Raw genomic sequence first — 21901 nt, 5'->3', positions numbered from 1 at the left:
TTTTAAAACAATATAATTGGCTCAAAGTTATAAATTAAATAGATTAAAGCTTAAGCCTATAAACCTATTAGCCATGAGAAGTAATTACAAACCACTTATTTTCGCATCATTAGCATTGGGTACTTTGCTAAGTGCTTGTTCTACAAGTAAATTTACCTCACAAAATAATGATGATGTTTATTTTTCTGATGTCACTGCAAAAAAAATAGATTATGCCACTGCACCTCAGAAAGATTATAAAAATGGTAATTATAATGACAGAAACGGTTACGACCGTAATGATGATTACTATTATGATGATTACGGCTATAATTCTAGACTGAATTATGACCTAAACAACTATAGTTGGAGAGATCGTTATTATCAACAAAATTTATATAATTACGATCCTTATTTTGGACCTAGTTACGGTTATAACAATTTTGGTTACAATAATTTTGGCTATAACAATTATGGTTTTAATAATTATGGATTTAATAATGGTTGGAGTATAGGTTTAGGCTTAGGTTTCAATAATTTTGGTTGGAATAATTTTAATACCAACAACTGGAATTATTACGGATCGTATTATGGTAATTCTCCATATTGGGGCATTTATTCTTATTATCAACCTGGTTTTTTTGGCGGTTATGGAAATAATTATGGTGGTAATGGCTATTATGGCAATGGTTACTACGGTAATAACATTAATACTAGAAATTTAACTCCTCGTCCACGTGGAAGTTATGATAATAATGATAGATCTTCAGGAAGAACTATTCCAATTCCTCCAGTTAGGCAACCAAGACCAGATGCAACTTATCCAGGCAATGGTGGACGAACCGTAGATAGTAGAGGAAATGGTACCTATACACCAAGTTCAAGGCCAACAAGAGGTGGTTCTTCTAATGATTCTAGAGACAATAGACCTATTTCGCAACCAGCGAGTAGACCTACCAGACCAACATCAACTCCTACAAGAAGTACAGATAACTCAAGGACATCTGAACCTAGTAGTAGACCATCAAGAGTAGAAACGCCTTCTCCTCCACCATCTTCATCAAATGATAACAGCAGGTCTTCTTCTGGTTCTTCATCAGGTGGGAATTCTTCACCAAGACCAACTAGAGGAGGCAATTAAAAGTAATTCAAATGAAATTTAAAAAAATAATATTAGCAGCTATTATAGTAATAGCTGCTCAATCAACTTACGCCCAATATTTGGGAGATGCCTTAAGATTTTCCCAACTTCAAAACAGTAATACTGCAAGATTTGAAGCACTTGGAGGTTCTAAAACGGCAATTGGAGGAGATTTAAGTTCGTTATATGGAAATCCAGCAGGTATCGGAATGTTTACAAAATCAGAATTTAGCTTTACTCCATCTCTAAGGTTAAGAAGCAATGATATTTCCTTATCTAACACCAGTTCAACAAGTAGTAATATAGATTTAAATAATGTTGGAGTTGTTTTTAATACTAAAACATACAAAACTAAAGATTTAGATAAAGGCTTAATTAGCTTATCTTTTGGAATTGGGTATCAAAAAAAAGGTAGTTTTAGAAACGATTTTAATTACGGACTAACAACCAACCAAAATGGTTTAGGTGATTTATTTGCAGAGACAGCCACATCTGAAAATCAATCTCAAGCTAATTTAGGTTCTCAGGTTAATGGGGCTGCTTATGACTCATTTTTAATAAACGATAGAGGAACAAATACTACTGTGTATGATCCGATTACTTCTTTAACTGCAGATCAATTACAATTAGTAAATAGAACAGGAGGAAGTTCTAGCGTGGATTTTTCTTTAGGAGCAAATATTAGTAATCAATTCTTTTTAGGAGGTTCTATAGGATTATCATCTTTTAGATATAGTTCTATTGAAAAAACAAATGAGGTAGGATTATTTAGACAACCAGGTACCACAAATGATTTTGATTATGATGTTGATTACACTCGTAATTTTGACACTAATGGTTCTGGCATAAATTTAAAATTAGGCGCAATTGTCCGCCCATCAAAAGAATTTAGATTAGGAGTTTCAATTGAATCACCTACCTGGTATTCTGTAACTGATAATTATTCTGAAACCTTATATAATAATTTAGATCCAATTGAAGGGACAGATTCCTATCCATTTGATTACAGTTTAAGAACTCCCTTAAAATTTAATGGTGGTTTAGCCTATTTCTTTGGAAGTAAAGGTTTTATATCTGCTGATATTGGATATGAGGACTATTCAACCATTAATTTTTCCTCTTCAGATTCCCAAACGGATATCACAACAAATAGAAATATAAAATCACAATTTAAAAATGTAAGCAATTATAATATTGGTACAGAATATAAAGTGACTGATAAGTTTTTGTTAAGAGCTGGTTATCAGAGTTTAGGTAATCCTTACAAAACTTTAAACAATTCAGATTATACGGTAAACTCTTATTCTGCAGGTTTTGGATATAGATTTGGAACTTATTATTTAGATATGGCTTATGTAAATAGTAGTGATTTCTCTACTTATAGCAATTATGTTTTAACAGGTAATAACCAACCCACTACAAATTTAAACACAAAAAGAAACAATGTTTCATTAACGTTTGGAGTTCGGTTTTAACTTTTGAAATAAGGTTAAAAAAACCAAAAAAAAATCCTGTTTGAAATTAATCAAACAGGATTTTTTTATTTTGGAAAATTTAGAATGTATATCTAAATCCTAAACCAAATCTACCTGGAAAAAATTCTGTGTCGATATTTCCGAAATACAGCGTAGGTCTCCAATCAAAAGTAAAACTTATTGGTGCCTGGCTAATTTTATAGTCAAGCCCTGCCATAGGTTTTATAGCGAAGTCAGAACCTCCTTTGTAAAAGTATACTCCAGGGCCTACTCCTAAATACCATTGTAATCCTTCTGCACCTTTAATTTGTTGATGATATTCATACAATGCATTGATATTTGTACTACCATTGGCAAATAATATTTCCGCCTGACCTGCACTATTTGCATTAAAAAAATGTTTAAGTGAAGGTCCAACATAAGTTGCTCCGTCTCCAAAATCTAGACCTAAACCCAAACCAGTCTTGTAGTTGCTTTGTGCTGAAACTGTTATATTAAAACAAATAACAGCAAACGTAGATAAAATCAGTTTTTTCATAATTTTTAATTGTTTGTTAATTGTGGCAATGAACCAATTTTATGCCAAAAGGAATAAATAAATAGACTAATAGGGATATTTTTTAAGATCAAGTTAAGGATATTGGATTAAAACTTTAAAGATCAACTTTTTACATCATCAAAATATTCATGAAAAAAAGTTGTAGACCATTATTAATACAACCAATCAGCAATAATATTATACAGTACATTTTATCATCATATTTATATAAATTTGAGCTTAAACCTTTAGGATTCAGAAATCAATTTGTATCTTATAGCAACCAATTATAAGTTTCTAAAACCAATATATAATGGAAAAATTAAGCAGAGTTTTCGATTTGCTTTCGTACAATAAAGAGCTTTATAATACCTCAGATATTTTAGCCACAAAGATTGATAATGATTGGAAAAAGTATAGTATTGATGAATTTATATCAACATCTAATGCAATTAGTAGAGGTTTATTATCATTAAAAATAGCTAAAAATGATAAAGTTGCTATCATGTCTGAAAACAGACCGGAGTGGAACTTTTGTGATTTTGGAATTATGCAAATTGGTGCTACCCAAGTGCCAATGTACCCAACACTAGCAGAAAATGATATTAAATTTATTTTAAATGATGCAGAAATCAAAATCATATTTGTTTCATCTAAACAGATTTATGATAAGATTTTAAATGTAAAAAATGAATCTAATTTAGATTTGAAAATTTACACTTTTGATAAAATTAAAAGTTTACCATATTGGGAAGAAATAAAAAATTTAGGCGAGGAAAATGCCAATATAGATTTAGAAATCCATAAATCTAAAATTACAAAAGATGATTTATTGACTTTAATCTACACATCTGGAACAACCGGAACTCCAAAGGGAGTTATGCTTACTCATGATAATTTATTAAGCAATGTGCTGTTTTCTGCACCAATGTATCCTAAGGAAATTACAAGAGCACTTAGTTTTTTGCCATTATCACATATTTTTGAACGAATGGTTTGTTATATGTACTTCTATTTAGGGATAGCTGTTTATTATGCAGAAAGTATGGATACCATTGTTGCAAACTTAGCAGAAGTAAAGCCTCATTGTTTTACAACCGTACCAAGATTGTTAGAAAAAGTTTATGACAGAATTGTTGCTAAAGGTCATGAATTATCTGGTGTTAAAAAATCTCTTTTCTTCTGGGCATTAAAATTAGGGCATCAATATGAACTTGAAGGCAAAAATGGCTTATGGTATGAAATACAGTTGAAAATAGCCCGTAAACTTATCTTTAGTAAATGGAGAGATGCTTTAGGAGGAGAAATTTTATGTATAGTATCTGGAGGTGCAGCTTTGCAAGAACGATTAGCAAGAGTGTTTTGGGGTGCAAACATAAAAGTTTTAGAAGGATATGGTTTAACGGAAACATCACCAGTAATTGCAGTTAATGGACCTTTTGTTGGACAAACAAAATTTGGAACAGTTGGTAAAGTATTAGGTAATCTACAGGTTAAAATTGCAGAGGATGGGGAAATTTTAGTCAAAGGTCCAAGTGTGACCAAAGCATATTATAAAAGACCTGATGCTACCACCGAAACTATTGTTGATGGTTGGTTTCATACTGGTGATATTGGAGAGCTTAAAGATGGGTTTTTAGCTATTACTGATAGAAAAAAAGAAGTATTTAAAACTGCTGGAGGTAAATACATTTCTCCACAGGTATTAGAAAATAAATTTAAAGAGTCCGTTTATATTGAACAGATTATGATTGTTGGAGAAAACATGAAATTTCCTTCTGCCTTAATTGTCCCAAACTTTGATAACTTAAAGGAATGGGCTAAACGAAACGGAATTATAGAGACCGAACCAGAACAACTTGTAAAAAATGTTAAAGTTTGCGAGAAGATTTGGGACGAAGTAAGTAAACTTAACGTTGGTTTTGGACATTGGGAGCAAGTAAAAAAGATTGCTTTATTAGCCAATGAATTCACAATTGATGGTGGCGAGCTTACACCTAAACTTAGTATAAAAAGAAAAGTTGTGATGAACAAAAATAAAGAAATAATAGAAAGGATATATGCAAGTGTTGATGCTAATGAACATCATGTAATTTAAGTAATCAATAATATCTCTCTCAGATAATGATAGTTTAATACTAATTAACTATTTGGGTCTTATTAGTGATTTCTTTAATTGCAGTGTCTAATTCATTGGCGCTTTTCATGATCAAATTATAAAATTCTTCTTCTGTCATTTCATCATCTATAATAATGTCCTTTATATTGATAAGCCCCATTAATCTGGCTAAAGGTGCTCTAACAACATGAGATTGCATCCATGAAATCTCTTTTAAATTCTGGTTTTGTTTCTCTATTGCTTTTACGTAATTGATACGTTCAGTTATATCTTTTAAATAAATGGATAAACCCACCTCAGATGGATATACACTAACTTCCATCCAAATATCTTGCTTTTCATAATAGGCTTCAAAATGAATAGAATGATTTTTTTCAAGAGCTACCTTAAAATGAGGATAGAAAATAGTCTCATTTTCATCAAACAGGTTACCCCAAATATTTTTATTAATTATTTCTGTCTTACTTATTTTAAACAATCTTTCTGCAACTTTATTAAAATAATTAATATTCCAATTTTTATCAACAGCAAAAAAAGCATCACCAATACTTTCTAGAATACTATTTTTTTCATCAAAAGCAAATTTTAGTTTCTTTAAGTAATCAGACTTTTCTATCGCTGTAGAAAGATTATCGCATATGGTTTTAACAAATGCAATATCGTCATCACTAAATTCTCTTTGTTTAAATACATCCTCAATACACAAAAAACCAAAATTAGACTCATTAACCTTTATAGGAAAAATTAATGCAGACTTTATAGATTTATTCTGAAGAATTTCTTTAATAGCGCCATTCTCCAGGTTTTCAGTAAAATCATTTAAGTATGATTTTTTATCCATTAAATTTATTAGTTCTGAAACTACCTTACTAGGTATTATTTTATATTCGTTAAAACTTCTTTTAACATCTTCAGTAGCCCAATTTAGTATTTCAAGCGCATCATTATTACAACTTAATTGATAATAAAAAATTCTGCTGATTTGGATAGTTTCACCAATTGTTTCTAAAGAATTTCCTAATACTTTTAGCCAATTGCTGTTTTGGATAAGATCATTATTAAATTTATTAATGACTGAAATTAAGTTTGTCTTATAAACTGAATCTTTTTTAGATTTTTTAATATCTTCTATATTTTTATTTATAGTAACAGAACCAGTAATATTGCCTTGTTTATTCTTAAGAAGTACAGAACTCATTAAAATCTCTACACTTTCTCCTTTTTTGTTTAATTGTATAACTTCCCCAATAAAACCACCTTCGTTTAAAAAATCTTTCTTCAAATTTTTTCTATCTACTGCATAGTATTTGGTTTTCATAACCATTTGAAATTTTCTTCCTATCACTTCCTTCGCTTGCCAGCCATAAATCACCTCAGCTCCCTTATTCCAAGATTTAATTACAAAGTTTTCATCCGTAGAAATGATTGCATCAGTGATATTTTCTAATAAACCTGCCAAATAAGAAATTTCCATTTCTGCATTTTGAACTGTGGTAACATCCATAAAAGTTCCATTCCAAAAAGTATCGCCAATAGCGTTTAAAGAAGGTTTTGCATTAAGATTTATCCATAAAGTTTCTTGATTTTTTAAAATTCTAAAAGTAAAATTGTATTGTCTTAACTCTTTTGCAGAATTATTTAATTCATCAAAAAATAAAATCTTATCATCAGGATGAATTATACTGAAGAATTTTTGATCATCACTATAAATTTCTGATGGGTAGAGACCAAAAAATGTAAATGAGCTGTCACTTATATATTCAAAACTTAATTGTTTATTGTGATCTCTCTTTAATTGATAAATAACTCCTGGAATGGAAGCGCCAATCTCTTTTAATTGTTGAGATAAATTTTGATGTTTTTGACTGGCATTTTTTTCTGAGGTTACGTCTTGTGTAGAACCAATGTACTTTACAAGTAATCCATTTTCAAAAACTGGCTCTCCAATAACATATACCCACTTCTTTGTGTTCTTATTGGTAACAATTTCTAATTGGGTATTAAAATGAGTTTTGTTAGAAAAAGCATTAATAAAAAAATCTTTAATCGCTTCTTTATTTTGAGAATGAGAATAAAATTCTGTGAGGTAATCATATTGAGGCTCATATTCTAAAGGTACTTCGTGAATATCTTTTAGCGTATCAGACCAAATCACTTTTTTATTTAAGATATCTATTTCCCAGCTTCCAATTTTAGCTAATTTTTGTGTTTGATATAATAAATATTGATGTCTTTTTAATTCGACAACTTTTTTTCTCACTAAGTTTCCTAATCGTTCTGGTTGTCTTAAAATAAGCCAAACTAGAAACCCACACAAAAGTGAAAATAAAACACCAAATAAAATATTTGGCCATGTAGATGAATAGGTGAAATTCTTTTGAGATTTAACATATAATTTCCAGTCACCTAATTCTATATTTACTCTGGCATAAATGCTATTTTCAAATTCAGATTTTTTTGATAGAAAAAATTCCTCTTTATTTGTTACAGGATTATCCTTAGAAAGTGCAAACCAATATTGATTCTCTTTTTGGTTTGTAATATTTGCAGCATCTAATAATTTTTTAAGTTTTATTACCACAACGGTAAATCCTAAAAATTTTTTATTACTATCAAAAAAAGGATATCTTCCTACAATACCTACACCACCTTGAATTAATTCTATTGGCCCTTCAAAATATAAATCATTTTTATTAATGGCTTTTAAAGCTTCTAATTTGTGGGCCTCATCAGAAAATAGATTATAATTTATAACCTTTTTATTGGCTTCATAGGGGTAAACATCCGTAATTATAAACTTATCCGTAAGCTCAATTAAATCTATAATGTTATCATAAGGAATCAGACTTTTTGCAGTTTGATTAAAGTCTTTTGGTTTACCGTAAGTTTTAATAATGTAAGCTAGGGATCTATTGACAGATATATTCTCTAACAATATAGACTGAATAACATTTTTTTTATCCTCAGCTATTTTGACTATTTCATTGTTTTTTTGTGTTAGTGTAAACAGATATTTTTGATAGCAAACTATTTGGGTGATGACTAAAAAAAATAAAAACACAATAATCCCATAAAGTGCAGAAGAACTTTCTGATTTATACCTGAATAATTGTGAATGTAAAAATTTAAACATCTCGTTTTTTTACGCAAAAATTTAAATATAGATACTAATAAATTTTATCAAATAAATAACACCAATTTAAACAAAAGCAATGACTTGTAGTATTTACATAACATCATATTTTCTGCTTACATAAATAAATATAATTCTTGATGTAACTGTTCTGTGGGTAAACCCATAACATTTGTATAAGAGCCATCTATAGAAGAAACACCTACCATCCCAATCCAATCTTGAATTCCGTATGCACCCGCTTTGTCAAAAGGCTTAAAATTCAAAATATAATACCATAATTGTTCATCAGAAAGATTAGAAAATGTCACTTTGGTTGTTTGGGAAAAAGTTTTTGTTTTTTCAACTGATTTTAAAGTTACTGCCGTAACTACCAAATGTGTATTTCCGTTTAATTTACTCAGCATTTGAAAGGCATCATTGTTATCTTTAGGTTTACCAAGTAATTCATTATTTATAATTACAACTGTATCAGAAGTAATAATTATTTCATCCATATTTACCTCAAATGCATCTGACTTAATTTGGGAAATGTAAGCTGCAATCTCCATTAATGGTAAATCCTTTGGATAACTTTCATCAACATCTTTTAATAACAATTCAAAATCAAAACCCATTAGTTTTAATAATTCTTGCCTTCTAGGCGATTTTGAAGCTAGATATATTTTTTTCTTCAATATAGATAAAGTTATAAATTCAGATTTAAATCAGTTCAATTTCAATAGTTACCTAAAATATAAATTTTAGTTTAACAAATATCTTTCTTTGGCATATAAAATGTTTTATATAGTAAAATCTCTAAAATGGAGATAAAATTAAAAACATAAAATACCAAATATCATGAAAGACCAAAATGAAATTATTAGTGATCTTAAAGGATTAATCAACATCTTAAACGATGGAAAAGAAGGCTTTAAAGATGCCATAAGTCACGTAAAATCTGATGAATTAAAGGCTACCTTTTTAGAATTATCAAACGAAAGAGCTGCTTATGCAGAAGAATTAAAAGCTCATCTTTTACAACACGGTGGCTCATCAGATAATGATGAAGGTGGCGTTTTAGGTGCATTACACAGATCATGGTTATCTATTAAAGAAGTATTTTCTTCAAACGAAGATGCTGCAATTTTAGAAGCTATTGAAACTGGAGAAGAAGCTGCTTTAGAAAAATACGATACTGTATTGAATGATTATGAAGACCATGCAGATCATTATTCTTTGTTAGAAAAACAAAGAAATGGAATTCAAAGTGATTTAATTAGAATAAAAACGCTTTCAGAAGCATTTAAATATTAAATCTAATTTTTAATTTAAGGGCTAAGTTTGATAAATCTATCATAGATTATCTTCAAACTTAGCCCTAATTTTTTGTTACACTTCCATCATCAGCATTTGGTTTTTCTATAAACCAATCGCCCTTAACTTTTAAAACTTTTTCTATAATATCCCTAACAACTCCTTCTCCGCCACTAAATGGAGATATATAATTACAACAACTTTTTATTTCCTCAACTCCATCTGCTGGGCAAACGGATATTGCGACTTGTTCCATAATTTCTTTATCGGGTAAATCATCGCCCACATAAACAATTTCTTCCCTTTTTAAACTTGTCTTGTTTAAGAAGTCCTCAAATAGCGGCAATTTATATGATGCTCCTAAATAAATGTGTTTTATCCCTAAGCCTTGCATTCTTAATTCAACAGAATTAGATTTTGCTCCTGTTATAATGCAAACTTCATAACCCTTATTCATGGCTAATTGTATTGCATATCCATCTTTAATGTTGTATTGTCTTAATTGGTCTCCATTTTCTGTAATGAGGATTTTACCATTGGTTAAAACACCATCAACATCAAATACAAAAGTGGTTATCTGTTTTAATTTGTCTAACATTATCCTCTAAATTTATCGAGCAAATTACTCAACATTAAACAATCTTGTTCAGAGATATTTTTTGATAGAATTTCTGTTATGGCAGGTTCTAAATGAATATTTTCTAATAATCCTAAGCCTTTATCATTTATCAGAATATCAACAGCCCGTCTATCTTTTTTATTTGTACAACGTGTTACCAATTCTTTTTGCACCAATCTATCAACAATTCTAGAAGCATCAGACATTTTATCTAACATTCTCTCTTTTAAGATATTAACGGTACAAGGGTTTGGATACTGCCCTCTTAAAATCCTCAAAATATTAAACTGCTGATTAGTGATTTTATGCTTGTCCAGCTCCTGCTTTAGTTGTGCATTAACCCAATTATAAGTATAAAGTATGTTGATCGTCGCTTTCTGATAATTATTTATAAATTTTGTATTCTGAATCTCGTTTTCTATATCCATAATAATATTTATTTACGGTTTTGATCCGTTTTTCTATTCCTTTTAAATTTCCAAGGACAATGTTTGCACTCATTTTTACAGCAATAACCTCTATCTAAATGATATTTTTCTGTAAATACGTAGTTTCCGTCTTCGTTAATATAATAATCAATTTTTTCTATTAACATTTATAGAATTTTCACTTCCAAATTATTGCTAAAATAACTTTTTAAATGTTTACCATCTCCATGTATGGTCCAAACTTTTTTTGGTGATACTTTTTTAATGGTTTCAATAATATCATCCCAATCAACATGATCTGATATATATAATTTTTCATCGTTACCTTTTTGCAGATTATCCCAGCCTGAGGCAAATATTTTAACAACTCCAATAGCTTTATGATAGGCGTTAAAAGTTAGTGGTGGAACTAAATAAACCTGATTTGTTTTACTTGTTTTCATCAACTTACGATCATAATGCTGATAATTACCCAAGTGATATCCTTTATTTTCATAAAGCTGATGAATTGGATAAATAGAATAATGTAATTGTATATTTTTTTGAGGGCAAATTTTATTGATGAGTTGTGTAATGCGTTGTGCTTTTCCTAAACCGTAAACTCCTAATAAAATATTCGACTCAATTTTATTTAGTTTTTCAATTTCATCAGATGGATTTGGATGTTTAGTATCTGGATTGGCAAAAGTAGTTTCAGTAATCAAAACATCTGCTTTGCAAAATTCTATAGATTCGCAAGTGGCATCTTCCTGTAATTTATAATCGCCAGTGAAGAGGTAAATTGAGCTATTAAAAGTCATCTTTATCATTGCAGACCCCAAAATATGCCCAGCTGGTAAAAATGAAATCAACACCTCCCCCATTTTAAATTCTTGATGATATTTAATCTCATTAAAAATTTTACCGGCATTTTTCTTAAACCTCAACTCCATTATATTTTTAGTAGGAGTTGTACAATAAATATTTTGGTTATGTGGCCTAGCATGATCTCCATGAGCGTGTGTGATCAGAACATTTTCTACAGGAAGAATGGCATCAATATAAAAATTACCGTATTTACAATATAAACCTGATGGAGTTTTAACTAAGAAATCTTCTTCCATTAATAATTATATTGTTTAGATTTTTGTAAAAATATTTGATGGAGATTTAATATTTGTGGAATCAAAAAGTCGAGTTCATTATTATTGACCGTATAATTGGCTAGTTTTTGTTTTTCAGTCTCGGATAATTGGGTATCCATCCTTTCCTGTATTTTTTCTTTTGTAGTATTATCCCTTTTTATTAACCTTAAAAAACGTAAATCGAATGGTGAGGTTATAAGAACATTGGCGTTGTTTTGTAGGTAAGATTTACTTTCAAAAAGCAACGCCGCTTCCTTTAAAACATAAGGCGATTTCTGATTACTGCTCCATAAATCCATTTCTTTAAAAACTTGAGGATGTACCAGATTATTTAATTTCTCAAGTTTTTTTGGATCGTTAAAAACCTGATTCGCAATATATTTTCTATTTATTTCACCTTTCGGCGAGTAAGAATCCTTACCAAAATTTTCTTTGATAGCCTCTATTAAATTTGAATTAGTAATCATAATCAGTTTGGCAACATCATCTGCATAAAAAACAGGAATTCCTAATATTTCAAAGATTTTGCAAACAGTTGTTTTCCCGCTACCAATTCCCCCAGTTATGCCTACTCTAAACATTATTTTTTAATAAAAAAATCTAATTGATTAGGCTCTACCCTTCTAAACCTTAAATAAGCTTTTCGTTTATTTATAACAACTGGTAATTTGTTCATTTTATCAGTTTTCCATAGATTAAAATTTACAGTAGCTTCAAAATCATCTTCGTTAATAGTTCCATATAAAGATAATGGAACCATAAATATCACCTTTACCTTTTCTGGTATCAACTTAACATTGTAATATTCTTTGTTGTTAACTACCTTAACAGTAATATTTAAAGACTTTTCTGTAAATTCTTCAACAGGTAGTTTTACTTGGGCTTGAGAAGGGAAAACTGAAATATTTGGCTCTTTGGATTGACTTAAATTAACATTGCTAATAACATCAGCATTAACATTCTTTTTAATTAAAGTATCCGTAGGCCAAAAACTTATTTTGTCTAACTCGCTTTGGGGTCCGGTAATGGTAACCTCAGATGGATCAAGAATGATATCATTTGATTGACCAAATTGCTTTATAAATGTAAGTTTGGTTAATAATTTAATTGGCACTTTTTTAACTTTTCTTGTTGTAAAATCAAAATATAGTGTATCGGGCAGTACATTGATGATTTTTTGTTGTGTGGAATAATCTTCATTAATTTTTTTTAACTGATTTGAAAATGTTACAAAATCCCTTACTTGCAGCGCTGCCAAACTTACTTTCACTTCTTTGGGATAAATCCTCATTTTAGTAAATAATAATTGCCAACCCGTACCTTGTACTTTTAATGTTACTGTATCTGATTGTAGCGGATTAAAAGCTTTATTTAATGGTGGGTTTTTAAAAGCTACTGCCGTTTTTACATCATACTCATAATTATTTGACAAAGAAAAAAATAACCAGGCCAAAACAGCTAAAATTAAGCAGGTCAAAAAAATGCTTAATTTTCTACGTTCTACAGCCGATAATTTAATAATTGCCATTATTTATAAATAATTAAAGGTATTAATTATATGGTGCAGTAAAATAAAAGTGCCATATATTAAATGATTTTAGAATTTTGTTAAATAAAAAATGCCGCCTCTTTCAAAGAAACGGCATTAATTTCTAAATAAAAAATATTAAGCATTTAATGCTTTAGAAGCATCTAAAGAAACAGCAGATCTGTCAAATCTGATTTTACCACCACCTTCAGTTTCTATTAAAAACGTAGTTTCGTTCATATCAGCTATTTTACCATGTATGCCTGCGGTAGTAATTATCTTATCTCCCTTTTTAAGGTCTGCAACAAACTTTTTATGATCTTTTGCTTTTTTCATTTGAGGTCTTATCATAAAAAAATAAAACACCACAACAATTAATATCATTGGTAAAAAACTCATGATATTGCTTGGTAATTGTAATAAAATAAAATTCAACATGTCTATATATTTATTATTTTTTGGTTACTTCTCCTATTAAATGTACTTGTGTTTGTGCTGGGATAGTATTTGCTGTAATGGTTACTACCTTATCTTGTAAACCCTCTTTACCTGCACTACTAAATACCACTTTTATTCTACTTCTAGCACCTGGTGCAATCGGATCTTTTGGTGGTTCTGGCACTGTGCATCCACATGTTGCAACAGCTTCCTTAATTATTAAAGGAGTTTTCCCAACATTAGTAAACTCATAATCAAAAGAAACTTTTTCTCCCTCTGTTATTTTTCCAAAATCATAAACTTCTTTCTCAAATTTAAATTTTGGTGCACTTAAACTGTCAACTGAAGAAGTTTGGGAATTACCTAAACTATCTGACGTTGCATTTTGTGTTGATTTGCTATTATTACATGAAGCTAAAACAACAATTGTTAATAAACTAAAAACTAATTTTTTCATATTATAATAACCCTCTTCCGTATTTTTTAATTTTCCCCTGGCTTTTTAAATCATCTAAAATTTTATCTAAAATACCGTTAATAAACGAATTACTTTTTGGTGTGCTAAATTCTTTTGCTATTTCCAGATATTCATTAATGGTAACCTTTAAAGGAATGCTTGTGAAAAAGACAAATTCTGCTAAAGCCATTTTCATCAAGATTACATCAACCAAAGCAATACGATCAGCATCCCAATTTTTTGTTTTATTACTAATCATCTCTTGAAAGGAGGCATCATTAGCAATTGTTTTTTGATAAAGATCAATAATATATTCTTTATCTTCTGACCAACTTGCACTTACACTAGCTAATTTATTTTTACCCGTTTCAGAATCAAAATTCTTCAAAGTTTTAGCAATCATCGCTTGCAAAACATCCTGATCTACCTGCCAATTCAAATGTTTTTCTTCCAAGGCTTGTTGTGCCAAAGGAGATTTTAAGATTACTTTTTTAAAGATAAACTTTATTAAATCTTTGTCTGTATGGAGGTCGTGTTCAGGATTTTGGATATATGCTTTATACTCTTCAGAAGCTCTTAATAAAGCAAATAATGATCTGGCAAGCTCAGGATCAAAATCCCACGAAGTTCTATACTTTTTAACTGAAGTTAGATACTCATTATTATTTAATAGAATCTTAACAAATAAATTGTTTAAAACCTTTAAGTTGGCATTTAAGTCATCTTCAGATGGCAAGTGCTTATTAGCTCTATCAATAGAATCTATTTCAGCATAATTTATAATATCAACAATTAGAGCTAATAAACTGATATACATTTCAAAAACCTTGTCTACACTAGTTAAAAGATTTTTTTCCTGAAGCTTAATATCCTTTACTTCTGATTGTTGAAATGCATATAAAGTTTGCATTACCTTTACCCTTAGGTGCCTTCTGTTTAACATTTTTAAAGAACGATTTGGTTTTTCAACCGATATAAATTATAATTAATATGATGATTTTATTTTTTTGATATCTTGAATTCGCTTTTCGGCAATTTTATTTGCGGCTAAATTAGTAGGGATATTTTCTAATTTCGATTTCTTCAATACTTCTCTTGTGGCTTCGTAAATATTTTCTGCTAGTTGCATGGTTCTTTTTTTATTGTAGCCAGCAATTTCAGAGTAGCAGTTAATTAATCCGCCAGCATTAATTAAATAATCTGGAGCATATAATATTCCTTTATCCAACAATAGTTGACCATCTGTTTTTTCATCTGCCAATTGGTTATTTGCCGAGCCAGCAATAATACCACATTTCATTTTACTGATAGTTTCGGCATTTACAGTTGCGCCAAGAGCACAGGGAGCGTATATATCAAAATTCAAATCAAAAAGATTATTATTGTTAATTACCTCAGCTCCGTATTTTTTAGCAACTTTAGCTAACCTCTCCTCATTAATGTCACTTACATAAACCTTGGCATTTTCTGCTCTTAACAAAGCGACTAGATTTTCTCCTACATGTCCTGTTCCTTGTACTGCAATTGTTCTTCCAGCCAAACTATCAGTACCAAAAAGTTCTTTTACGCTAGCTTTTATGCCCATGTATACACCTTTTGCAGTTATCGGAGATGGATTTCCAGCTCCTCCAATACTTTCTGGAATTCCGGTAACATGTTTGGTTTCCATACGGATATATTCCATATCCTTTATACCTGTTCCTACTTCTTCTGCAGTGATGAAAGTTCCGTTTAAGTTTTCTATAAACCTACCAAACCTTCGCATTAAAGCTTCTGTTTTATCAGTTCTACTATCTCCAATTATTACAGCTTTACCACCGCCAAGGTTTAAACCTGTTATTGCGGCCTTGTAAGTCATTGCCTGGGATAATCTTAGCACATCACTTAAAGCATCTTGTTCTGTAGCATAAGACCACATCCTGGTTCCACCAATGGCAGGCCCTAAAGTAGTATCGTGAATAGCAATGATTGCTTTGAGACCTGTATCATCATCATTGCAAAAAACAACTTTTTGATGACCGCAAGCGCTCAGCTGATTAAAAATGGAGTTTTCTTCTAATTGAATTGAGGACATATTACAGCAAATATTAATGCTATTAATTCTGCAAAAGTAGATTTTTTTATCGGTGTCAGAAAATAATTCCGTTTAAAAGGTATCTATTTAGATTTTATTTAATTATTAGACCTCACAAACAATTATCTTACTATTTTTGTAAATCAATAAATATGAAAGAACTTGCATACCTAAATAAATTTTTCTTTAAATATAAATGGCAACTTTTACCTGGAGTTCTCTTTGTAATAATTTCTAATTTTTTTGCTGTTTTACCAGCACAAATCATCCGTATTGCTTTTGACCTAGTGAATGAAAATATTGCGCTTTATCGTTTATTTAATGGGTTTGATAAGCAATCTTTAATCTTAGATATTTTTGGATCTAGCTTATTATTATTTGGAGGATTAGTTATAGTAATTGCTTTAATAAGAGGATTGTTCTTGTTTTTTATGCGTCAAACCATTATCCTAACCAGCAGGCATATAGAGTTTGATTTAAAAAATGAAATCTATAATCAATATCAAAAACTTTCTTTAGCATTTTACAGACGTAATAATACAGGTGATTTAATGAACCGAGTTACGGAAGATGTTAGCCGGGTTAGGATGTACGTTGGTCCTGCTATTATGTACACCATCAATACATCTGTTTTATTTGTATTAATTATTATAGCCATGCTTAGCGTAAATGTAAAACTGGCGCTTTATTGCTTAGCTCCTCTCCCACTTTTAGCAATTACCATTTATTATGTTAACAGCATCATAAACCATAAAAGCGAAAAAATTCAGAGAAGATTAAGTACTTTATCATCTTTTGTTCAAGAAACATTTTCAGGGATTAGGGTAGTTAAATCTTACGTTAGGGAAAATAATATCAGAGACGGATTTGCTAAAGAGAGCGAAGCTTATAAATCAGAATCGCTAGACTTGGTTAAAGTTCAAGCTTTCTTTTTTCCAACTATGCTTTTAATGGTGGGCTTAAGTACCATTATAACCATATATATTGGTGGTTTACAAGTAATGAATGGGAAAATAAGTAGTGGAAATATTGCCGAATTTATAGTTTATGTTAACCAATTAACTTTCCCTGTAACTTCTTTAGGATGGGTTACTTCTTTAGTACAAAGAGCTGCCGCATCACAAAAACGAATTAATCAATTTTTAAAAACCAAACCAGAAATCATCAATCCAAACCCCAATCCTTTAAAGGTTAATGGAGCAATTTCTTTTCAAAACGTTAGCTTCACTTATCCAGATACTGGGATCAAAGCTTTAAAAAATGTTTCCTTTGAGATCAAAGAAGGGGAATTGTTGGCAATAATTGGGAGAACTGGATCAGGAAAATCTACCATTGCTAATTTAGTAATGAGAATGTACGATGTAGATGAGGGAGAGATTAAAATTGATCATACAAATATAAAGTATCTAAATCTAGAAGATTATAGAAGCCAAACTGGTTTTGTGCCGCAAGAAGTTTTTCTTTTTTCGGATACCATTGCAAGGAATATCGCCTTTGGCCAAGACCAATTAGATATGCAAAAGGTAGAAAAAGCTGCTAAAGACGCCGCAGTTTATAAAAATATCATTGCTTTTGATAAAAAATTCGAAACATTTATTGGTGAAAGGGGAATCACCTTATCTGGGGGGCAAAAACAGAGAGTTTCTATAGCTAGGGCAATAATAAAATCTCCTCAAATCTTAATCTTTGATGACTGCCTTTCTGCAGTTGATACAAAAACAGAAGAAGAAATTCTAAATAGCTTAGGAAACGTAATGAAAGGTAAAACCAGCATTTTAATTGCTCATAGGGTTTCTACGATAAAAAATGCCGATAAAATAATTGTATTAGATAATGGTGAGATTGTAGAACATGGTACACATCATTTATTAATGAATAAAAAAGGTGTTTATTTTGAGCTTTATGAAAAGCAGTTATTAGAGGAACAACAAGAATTATCTTAAACTTTACAGTTTATTTGGAACTTTAATATTTTCTTTATTTATTTACTGCAACAAACCACAAATTTTATTTAAAATGGGAGATTACGATAACAGGGAAAGAGAAGAAGTTTATTCTAAGAAAGTTAGAGCAGGAAAAAGAACTTATTTTTTCGACGTAAAGGCAACTAGATCAAACGATTACTACATTACTATCACAGAAAGTAAGAAAAGATTAGAGGATGGTGTTTTTATTAAACATAAAATCTTTTTGTACAAAGAAGATTTTGAGAAATTTGCCGAAGGTTTAACTCAAACTATAGATTATATAAAGTCTAACCAAGAAGTGGTAGAAAAGAAATACGAGTTTAATCCAGATGGTGCGCCTGCTAAATCTGATGATGATTTTTCATTTGATATCTAATTAAAAAAATAATATTGTCAAAAGCCGATTTTAAAAAGATCGGCTTTTTTTATGCATAAAAAAAGCTCGACTTAATGAGACGAGCTTTTTAAAAAATTTTTAAACGTTTATACTTTTTTCACGTTTACAGCTTGTGGGCCTTTTTTTCCATCAGATACTTCAAATTCTACATCATCATTATCCTTAATTCCATTTACACCACCCTCAACATCCTTAAAGTGGACAAAAATATCTTTTCCTTGAAAAATAATAAATCCAAATCCTTTTTGTGCATTAAACCATTTTACTTTACCTGTTTCCATTTTGTTGATTTTAAAAATTAAAATTGAAAATAAAATCAATTCTGTATAGAAACATGAGCTTGATTCTTATTTTGTTAATACTCAAATTTATAATAATTTATCAGCAAACAAATTAATTATTTATTTGGTTGAGGCGTTGTTCTCAAATAAGGTTTTATTACTGTATGGCCTTTTGGGAATTTAGCTGCAATATCCTCTGTTTTAATTGACGGGGAAACTACAACATCTTCGCCATCTTTCCAATCTGCAGGTGTAGCTACACTGTGATAAGCAGTTAATTGCAATGAATCTATTACTCTTAAAACCTCTTGGAAATTTCTTCCGGTTGATGCTGGATATGTAATCATCAATTTAACCGTTTTATCTGGCGCTATTATAAATAATGATCTAACCGTTAGGGTTGCAGATGCATTTGGGTGTAGCATACCATAAGCTTCAGAGATAGTTTTATCTTCATCTGCTATAATCGGGAAATTTACCTCTGTGTTTTGGGTTTCATTAATATCGTTTATCCAACCCTTATGAGATTCCACCGAATCTACGCTCAATGCAATAACCTTCACGTTTCTTTTATCAAACTCTGATTTTAGTGAAGCTGTACGACCTAATTCTGTAGTACAAACCGGAGTATAATCTGCAGGGTGAGAGAATAAAACTCCCCAACTGTCACCTAAATAATCATAAAAATCAATCTCTCCCGCTGAGGTTTTCGCCTTAAAGTTCGGAGCTGTATCGCCTAATCTTAACATAATAAATGTATTTAATTTATACTACTAAATTAGTAGAGATTTATTTATAAAACAAATTATAAACAAAAGATTGAAGAACGATGATATAATTAATCTTTCTGAATCAATTTAGTATTCATTTTTTTTAAATTCTAAACGTTTTAGAAACAAAAATGAAATAAATTCACATCATGTTTATCCTATAAAAGTTCATATAAAAACCAATTCAATAAAATTATTTTAATTAGTGTACAAATAACACTAAGTCAATTAACATTTATCTAAAAGAAAGGATTTAAATATCAAATTTTCATAAAAATTTCACATTTAATATTAAATTAATAAACAATATATACTTTTGTTATGTAATTAATTGTTTAACAATTTAAAAATTAGAAATCATGAAAAAGTTATTTATATCATCAATTTTTGTTTTTCTTTCTGCTACTATGGTAGTAAATGCTTCTGTTAAAAATTTAAAGACAGATGATGATAAAGAAAAAATCTCTACACCTGTACTACAACAATTTGGCTATACCTTCTATAACGCAAAAAATGTAAGCTGGACTTTCAATGAAAAATTTCAGAAAGCTACATTCTACTTAGACGGTAAAAAAACATTTGCAATTTATGATTTGGATAACAACTTTTTAGTTGCAACACAACTTTCAGCAATTAACGATCTTCCTGAAATAGCTAAAAAAGATTTAGCTAAAAATTACAGTGATTATACAATTAACAATATTTTGAAAGTTGTATCAAGATCACTTAATTATTCATCAGATGATGATACAAACTCTTATTGGATTGATTTATCAAACAATGAAACTTATAAAGTTGCTGTTGTGTTTCCCAACTCTAGTTTAAATATTTTAAAATCAGAAAAAATTAAATAAACTTGGTCGCTTATTTAAAATTTAATAGCCGGATTAATAATCCGGCTATTTTTTTTTCAAAATTTTTAAACGTCTTTTTTAAAACTAAAAATTTAGGTATAATTGTGTTATGAGAAGCATAACCCTGACTGTTTTTTTGCTAATAGGTTTTTTTGCAAAGGCTCAAATAGATGATGCTAAACTATTAGATTTTATAGAAACTCAGAGATATGCTGAACTTGCAAATTATATAGAATCTATTTATCCCAACGGTAATGAAGATTCTAAAATGGTTAGCAGACTTGCATATGCTTATTATATGAGCGGAAATTTATTAAAAGCTGAAAATAATTATCTAAAATTATTACAAAAAGATTCACTCAGTTTCTCTACTTTAAACAGTTTAGCCAATATTGCGAACAAAAGAGGAAACTATCCTCATATGGTTAATTATTACCAAAAGATACTAAATATAGACAGTGCTAACTTTTATATTATCAAGCAGACTGCTTTTGCCTATCAGCAAATGGATAATGAAGATAAGGAATTTGAGTACCTCAAAAAAGCGAGCAGAATTAACTCCACGGATCCTGAAGTAGCTTATGATTTTAGTAGGAGATTAATGTATATGATAAAACTTAAAGAAGCAGACTCGGTATTAAACATGGCGCTAGCCGCTGATAGCTCAAATATGTTGCTTCTAAAAGGTTCATTATCTATTAATTACTCATCAGATAATTTTAATGAAGCAGTTAGAAGAGGTGAAACTTTAATGAATTTAGGCGACTCTTCAAATGAAACCAAAAATAAGCTTGCCCAATCATATTATTACACAAATCAATTCCAAAAATGCATTAGTTTGATGGAACAAATTATCAAGAGTGATGCGGCAAATGAAACCACTTTTTATTTTATCGGATTAAGTTATAGAAGATTAAAAAATTTAGATAAAAGTAATGAAAGCTTAAATGCTGCAATAGAAGCAGGTATATCTAATAACTTGGGAATTTATTATCAAGAATTAGGAAAGAATAGAGAGGAATTAAATCAATTTTCATCAAGCATTTATAATTACAAAAAGGCTTTAGAATTTAATAATAAACTCAATATCGTTAATTATTCTATAGCAAGAATTTATGATGCAAAACTAAAAAAAACCAAAACGGCATTAGGCTTTTACAAGCAATATGTTAAAAATGCTGATAAAAAAAGTAAGTATGATAGACCGTTTATAGAATATTCTACATCCAGAATACAGGAATTAAGTTCTTCTAAATAGTATTTAGAAAAACTTAATTCTTCTT

General features: G+C 29.8%; 23 protein-coding genes. 8 read left to right on the top strand and 15 right to left on the bottom strand.

Annotation, left to right across the window (positions count from 1 at the left end):
- Positions 1-73: 73 nt before the first annotated feature.
- Positions 74-1120: a hypothetical protein gene (locus tag A5893_RS04025; RefSeq protein WP_157687406.1), complete on the top strand. Its 1047-nt coding sequence runs from the start codon at positions 74-76 to the stop codon at positions 1118-1120.
- A gap of 11 nt (positions 1121-1131) precedes the next feature.
- Positions 1132-2595: an OmpP1/FadL family transporter gene (locus A5893_RS04020; RefSeq protein ID WP_068821241.1), complete on the top strand. Its 1464-nt coding sequence runs from the start codon at positions 1132-1134 to the stop codon at positions 2593-2595.
- A gap of 79 nt (positions 2596-2674) precedes the next feature.
- On the opposite strand, the gene A5893_RS04015 is transcribed toward A5893_RS04020, so the two are convergent.
- On the bottom strand, positions 2675-3133 hold the full coding sequence (locus A5893_RS04015) for a hypothetical protein (RefSeq protein ID WP_068821240.1): 459 nt from the start codon (positions 3131-3133) through the stop codon (positions 2675-2677).
- 313 nt (positions 3134-3446) lie between these two features.
- On the opposite strand from A5893_RS04015, the gene A5893_RS04010 reads away from it, so the two are divergent.
- Positions 3447-5231 (top strand): AMP-dependent synthetase/ligase, encoded by a 1785-nt coding sequence (locus tag A5893_RS04010; RefSeq protein ID WP_068821239.1) that lies wholly within the window; start codon positions 3447-3449, stop codon positions 5229-5231.
- 40 nt (positions 5232-5271) lie between these two features.
- Here A5893_RS04010 and A5893_RS04005 read toward each other — a convergent pair whose 3' ends face one another.
- Positions 5272-8385 (bottom strand): PAS domain S-box protein, encoded by a 3114-nt coding sequence (locus tag A5893_RS04005; protein ID WP_068821238.1) that lies wholly within the window; start codon positions 8383-8385, stop codon positions 5272-5274.
- 116 nt (positions 8386-8501) lie between these two features.
- Complete coding sequence (locus tag A5893_RS04000; RefSeq protein ID WP_082911310.1) at positions 8502-9062, bottom strand: Maf family nucleotide pyrophosphatase; 561 nt, start codon at positions 9060-9062, stop codon at positions 8502-8504.
- Between the two features lie 163 nt (positions 9063-9225).
- Between A5893_RS04000 and A5893_RS03995 the strand changes: the two genes are divergently transcribed.
- A complete protein-coding gene (locus tag A5893_RS03995; RefSeq protein WP_068821237.1) occupies positions 9226-9681 on the top strand; it encodes a ferritin-like domain-containing protein in 456 nt (151 codons plus the stop codon).
- 64 nt (positions 9682-9745) lie between these two features.
- Here A5893_RS03995 and A5893_RS03990 read toward each other — a convergent pair whose 3' ends face one another.
- The 10 genes from A5893_RS03990 to A5893_RS03950 form a co-directional block, all read right to left on the bottom strand.
- The gene (locus A5893_RS03990; RefSeq protein WP_068821236.1) at positions 9746-10279 is read right to left on the bottom strand and encodes a KdsC family phosphatase; all 534 of its coding nucleotides are present in this window, start codon (positions 10277-10279) and stop codon (positions 9746-9748) included.
- Positions 10279-10728 (bottom strand): MarR family winged helix-turn-helix transcriptional regulator, encoded by a 450-nt coding sequence (locus A5893_RS03985; protein WP_068821235.1) that lies wholly within the window; start codon positions 10726-10728, stop codon positions 10279-10281. The genes A5893_RS03990 and A5893_RS03985 overlap by 1 nt, the downstream gene beginning before the upstream one ends.
- 8 nt (positions 10729-10736) lie before the next feature.
- Positions 10737-10895 carry a DUF5522 domain-containing protein gene (locus A5893_RS17805; protein WP_198342252.1) on the bottom strand — a complete coding sequence of 53 codons (159 nt, stop codon included), beginning with the start codon at positions 10893-10895 and terminating at the stop codon, positions 10737-10739.
- The gene (locus tag A5893_RS03980) at positions 10896-11831 is read right to left on the bottom strand and encodes an MBL fold metallo-hydrolase (protein ID WP_068821234.1); all 936 of its coding nucleotides are present in this window, start codon (positions 11829-11831) and stop codon (positions 10896-10898) included.
- Positions 11831-12433 carry a dephospho-CoA kinase gene (gene coaE, locus A5893_RS03975; RefSeq protein ID WP_068821233.1) on the bottom strand — a complete coding sequence of 201 codons (603 nt, stop codon included), beginning with the start codon at positions 12431-12433 and terminating at the stop codon, positions 11831-11833. Before coaE ends, A5893_RS03980 begins: the two co-directional genes overlap by 1 nt.
- A complete protein-coding gene (locus tag A5893_RS03970; protein ID WP_068821232.1) occupies positions 12433-13380 on the bottom strand; it encodes a CdaR family protein in 948 nt (315 codons plus the stop codon). The genes coaE and A5893_RS03970 overlap by 1 nt, the downstream gene beginning before the upstream one ends.
- Before the next feature lie 138 nt (positions 13381-13518).
- Positions 13519-13818 (bottom strand): preprotein translocase subunit YajC, encoded by a 300-nt coding sequence (gene yajC / locus A5893_RS03965; RefSeq protein WP_068821231.1) that lies wholly within the window; start codon positions 13816-13818, stop codon positions 13519-13521.
- A 13-nt stretch (positions 13819-13831) separates the two neighbouring features.
- Positions 13832-14275 carry a DUF1573 domain-containing protein gene (locus tag A5893_RS03960; protein ID WP_068821230.1) on the bottom strand — a complete coding sequence of 148 codons (444 nt, stop codon included), beginning with the start codon at positions 14273-14275 and terminating at the stop codon, positions 13832-13834.
- 1 nt (position 14276) lies between these two features.
- Positions 14277-15218: a transcription antitermination factor NusB gene (gene nusB / locus A5893_RS03955; RefSeq protein ID WP_068821229.1), complete on the bottom strand. Its 942-nt coding sequence runs from the start codon at positions 15216-15218 to the stop codon at positions 14277-14279.
- A gap of 42 nt (positions 15219-15260) precedes the next feature.
- Positions 15261-16349, bottom strand: coding sequence for a Glu/Leu/Phe/Val family dehydrogenase (locus A5893_RS03950; RefSeq protein ID WP_068821228.1), 1089 nt, complete (start codon positions 16347-16349; stop codon positions 15261-15263).
- Between the two features lie 152 nt (positions 16350-16501).
- On the opposite strand from A5893_RS03950, the gene A5893_RS03945 reads away from it, so the two are divergent.
- Together A5893_RS03945 and A5893_RS03940 are read left to right on the top strand one after the other, a co-directional pair.
- A complete protein-coding gene (locus A5893_RS03945) occupies positions 16502-18292 on the top strand; it encodes an ABC transporter ATP-binding protein (protein WP_068821227.1) in 1791 nt (596 codons plus the stop codon).
- A 73-nt stretch (positions 18293-18365) separates the two neighbouring features.
- The gene (locus A5893_RS03940; RefSeq protein WP_068821226.1) at positions 18366-18692 is read left to right on the top strand and encodes a DUF3276 family protein; all 327 of its coding nucleotides are present in this window, start codon (positions 18366-18368) and stop codon (positions 18690-18692) included.
- A 107-nt stretch (positions 18693-18799) separates the two neighbouring features.
- Here A5893_RS03940 and A5893_RS03935 read toward each other — a convergent pair whose 3' ends face one another.
- Both A5893_RS03935 and A5893_RS03930 read right to left on the bottom strand, forming a co-directional pair.
- Positions 18800-18994, bottom strand: a complete 195-nt coding sequence (locus A5893_RS03935) for a cold-shock protein (RefSeq protein WP_068821225.1) — start codon at positions 18992-18994, stop codon at positions 18800-18802.
- Positions 18995-19110: 116 nt separating this feature from the next.
- The gene (locus A5893_RS03930) at positions 19111-19746 is read right to left on the bottom strand and encodes a peroxiredoxin (RefSeq protein WP_068821224.1); all 636 of its coding nucleotides are present in this window, start codon (positions 19744-19746) and stop codon (positions 19111-19113) included.
- Positions 19747-20123: 377 nt separating this feature from the next.
- Between A5893_RS03930 and A5893_RS03925 the strand changes: the two genes are divergently transcribed.
- On the top strand, positions 20124-20618 hold the full coding sequence (locus tag A5893_RS03925; protein ID WP_068821223.1) for a hypothetical protein: 495 nt from the start codon (positions 20124-20126) through the stop codon (positions 20616-20618).
- Between the two features lie 109 nt (positions 20619-20727).
- Positions 20728-21876, top strand: coding sequence for a tetratricopeptide repeat protein (locus A5893_RS03920; RefSeq protein ID WP_068821222.1), 1149 nt, complete (start codon positions 20728-20730; stop codon positions 21874-21876).
- The last annotated feature ends 25 nt before the right edge of the window (positions 21877-21901 follow it).

Source organism: Pedobacter psychrophilus (assembly GCF_001652725.1).
GTDB classification, from domain to species: domain Bacteria; phylum Bacteroidota; class Bacteroidia; order Sphingobacteriales; family Sphingobacteriaceae; genus Pseudopedobacter; species Pseudopedobacter psychrophilus.
The sequence above is the reverse complement of the archived record's forward strand: the minus strand, read 5'-3'. Positions and strand labels throughout refer to the sequence as shown.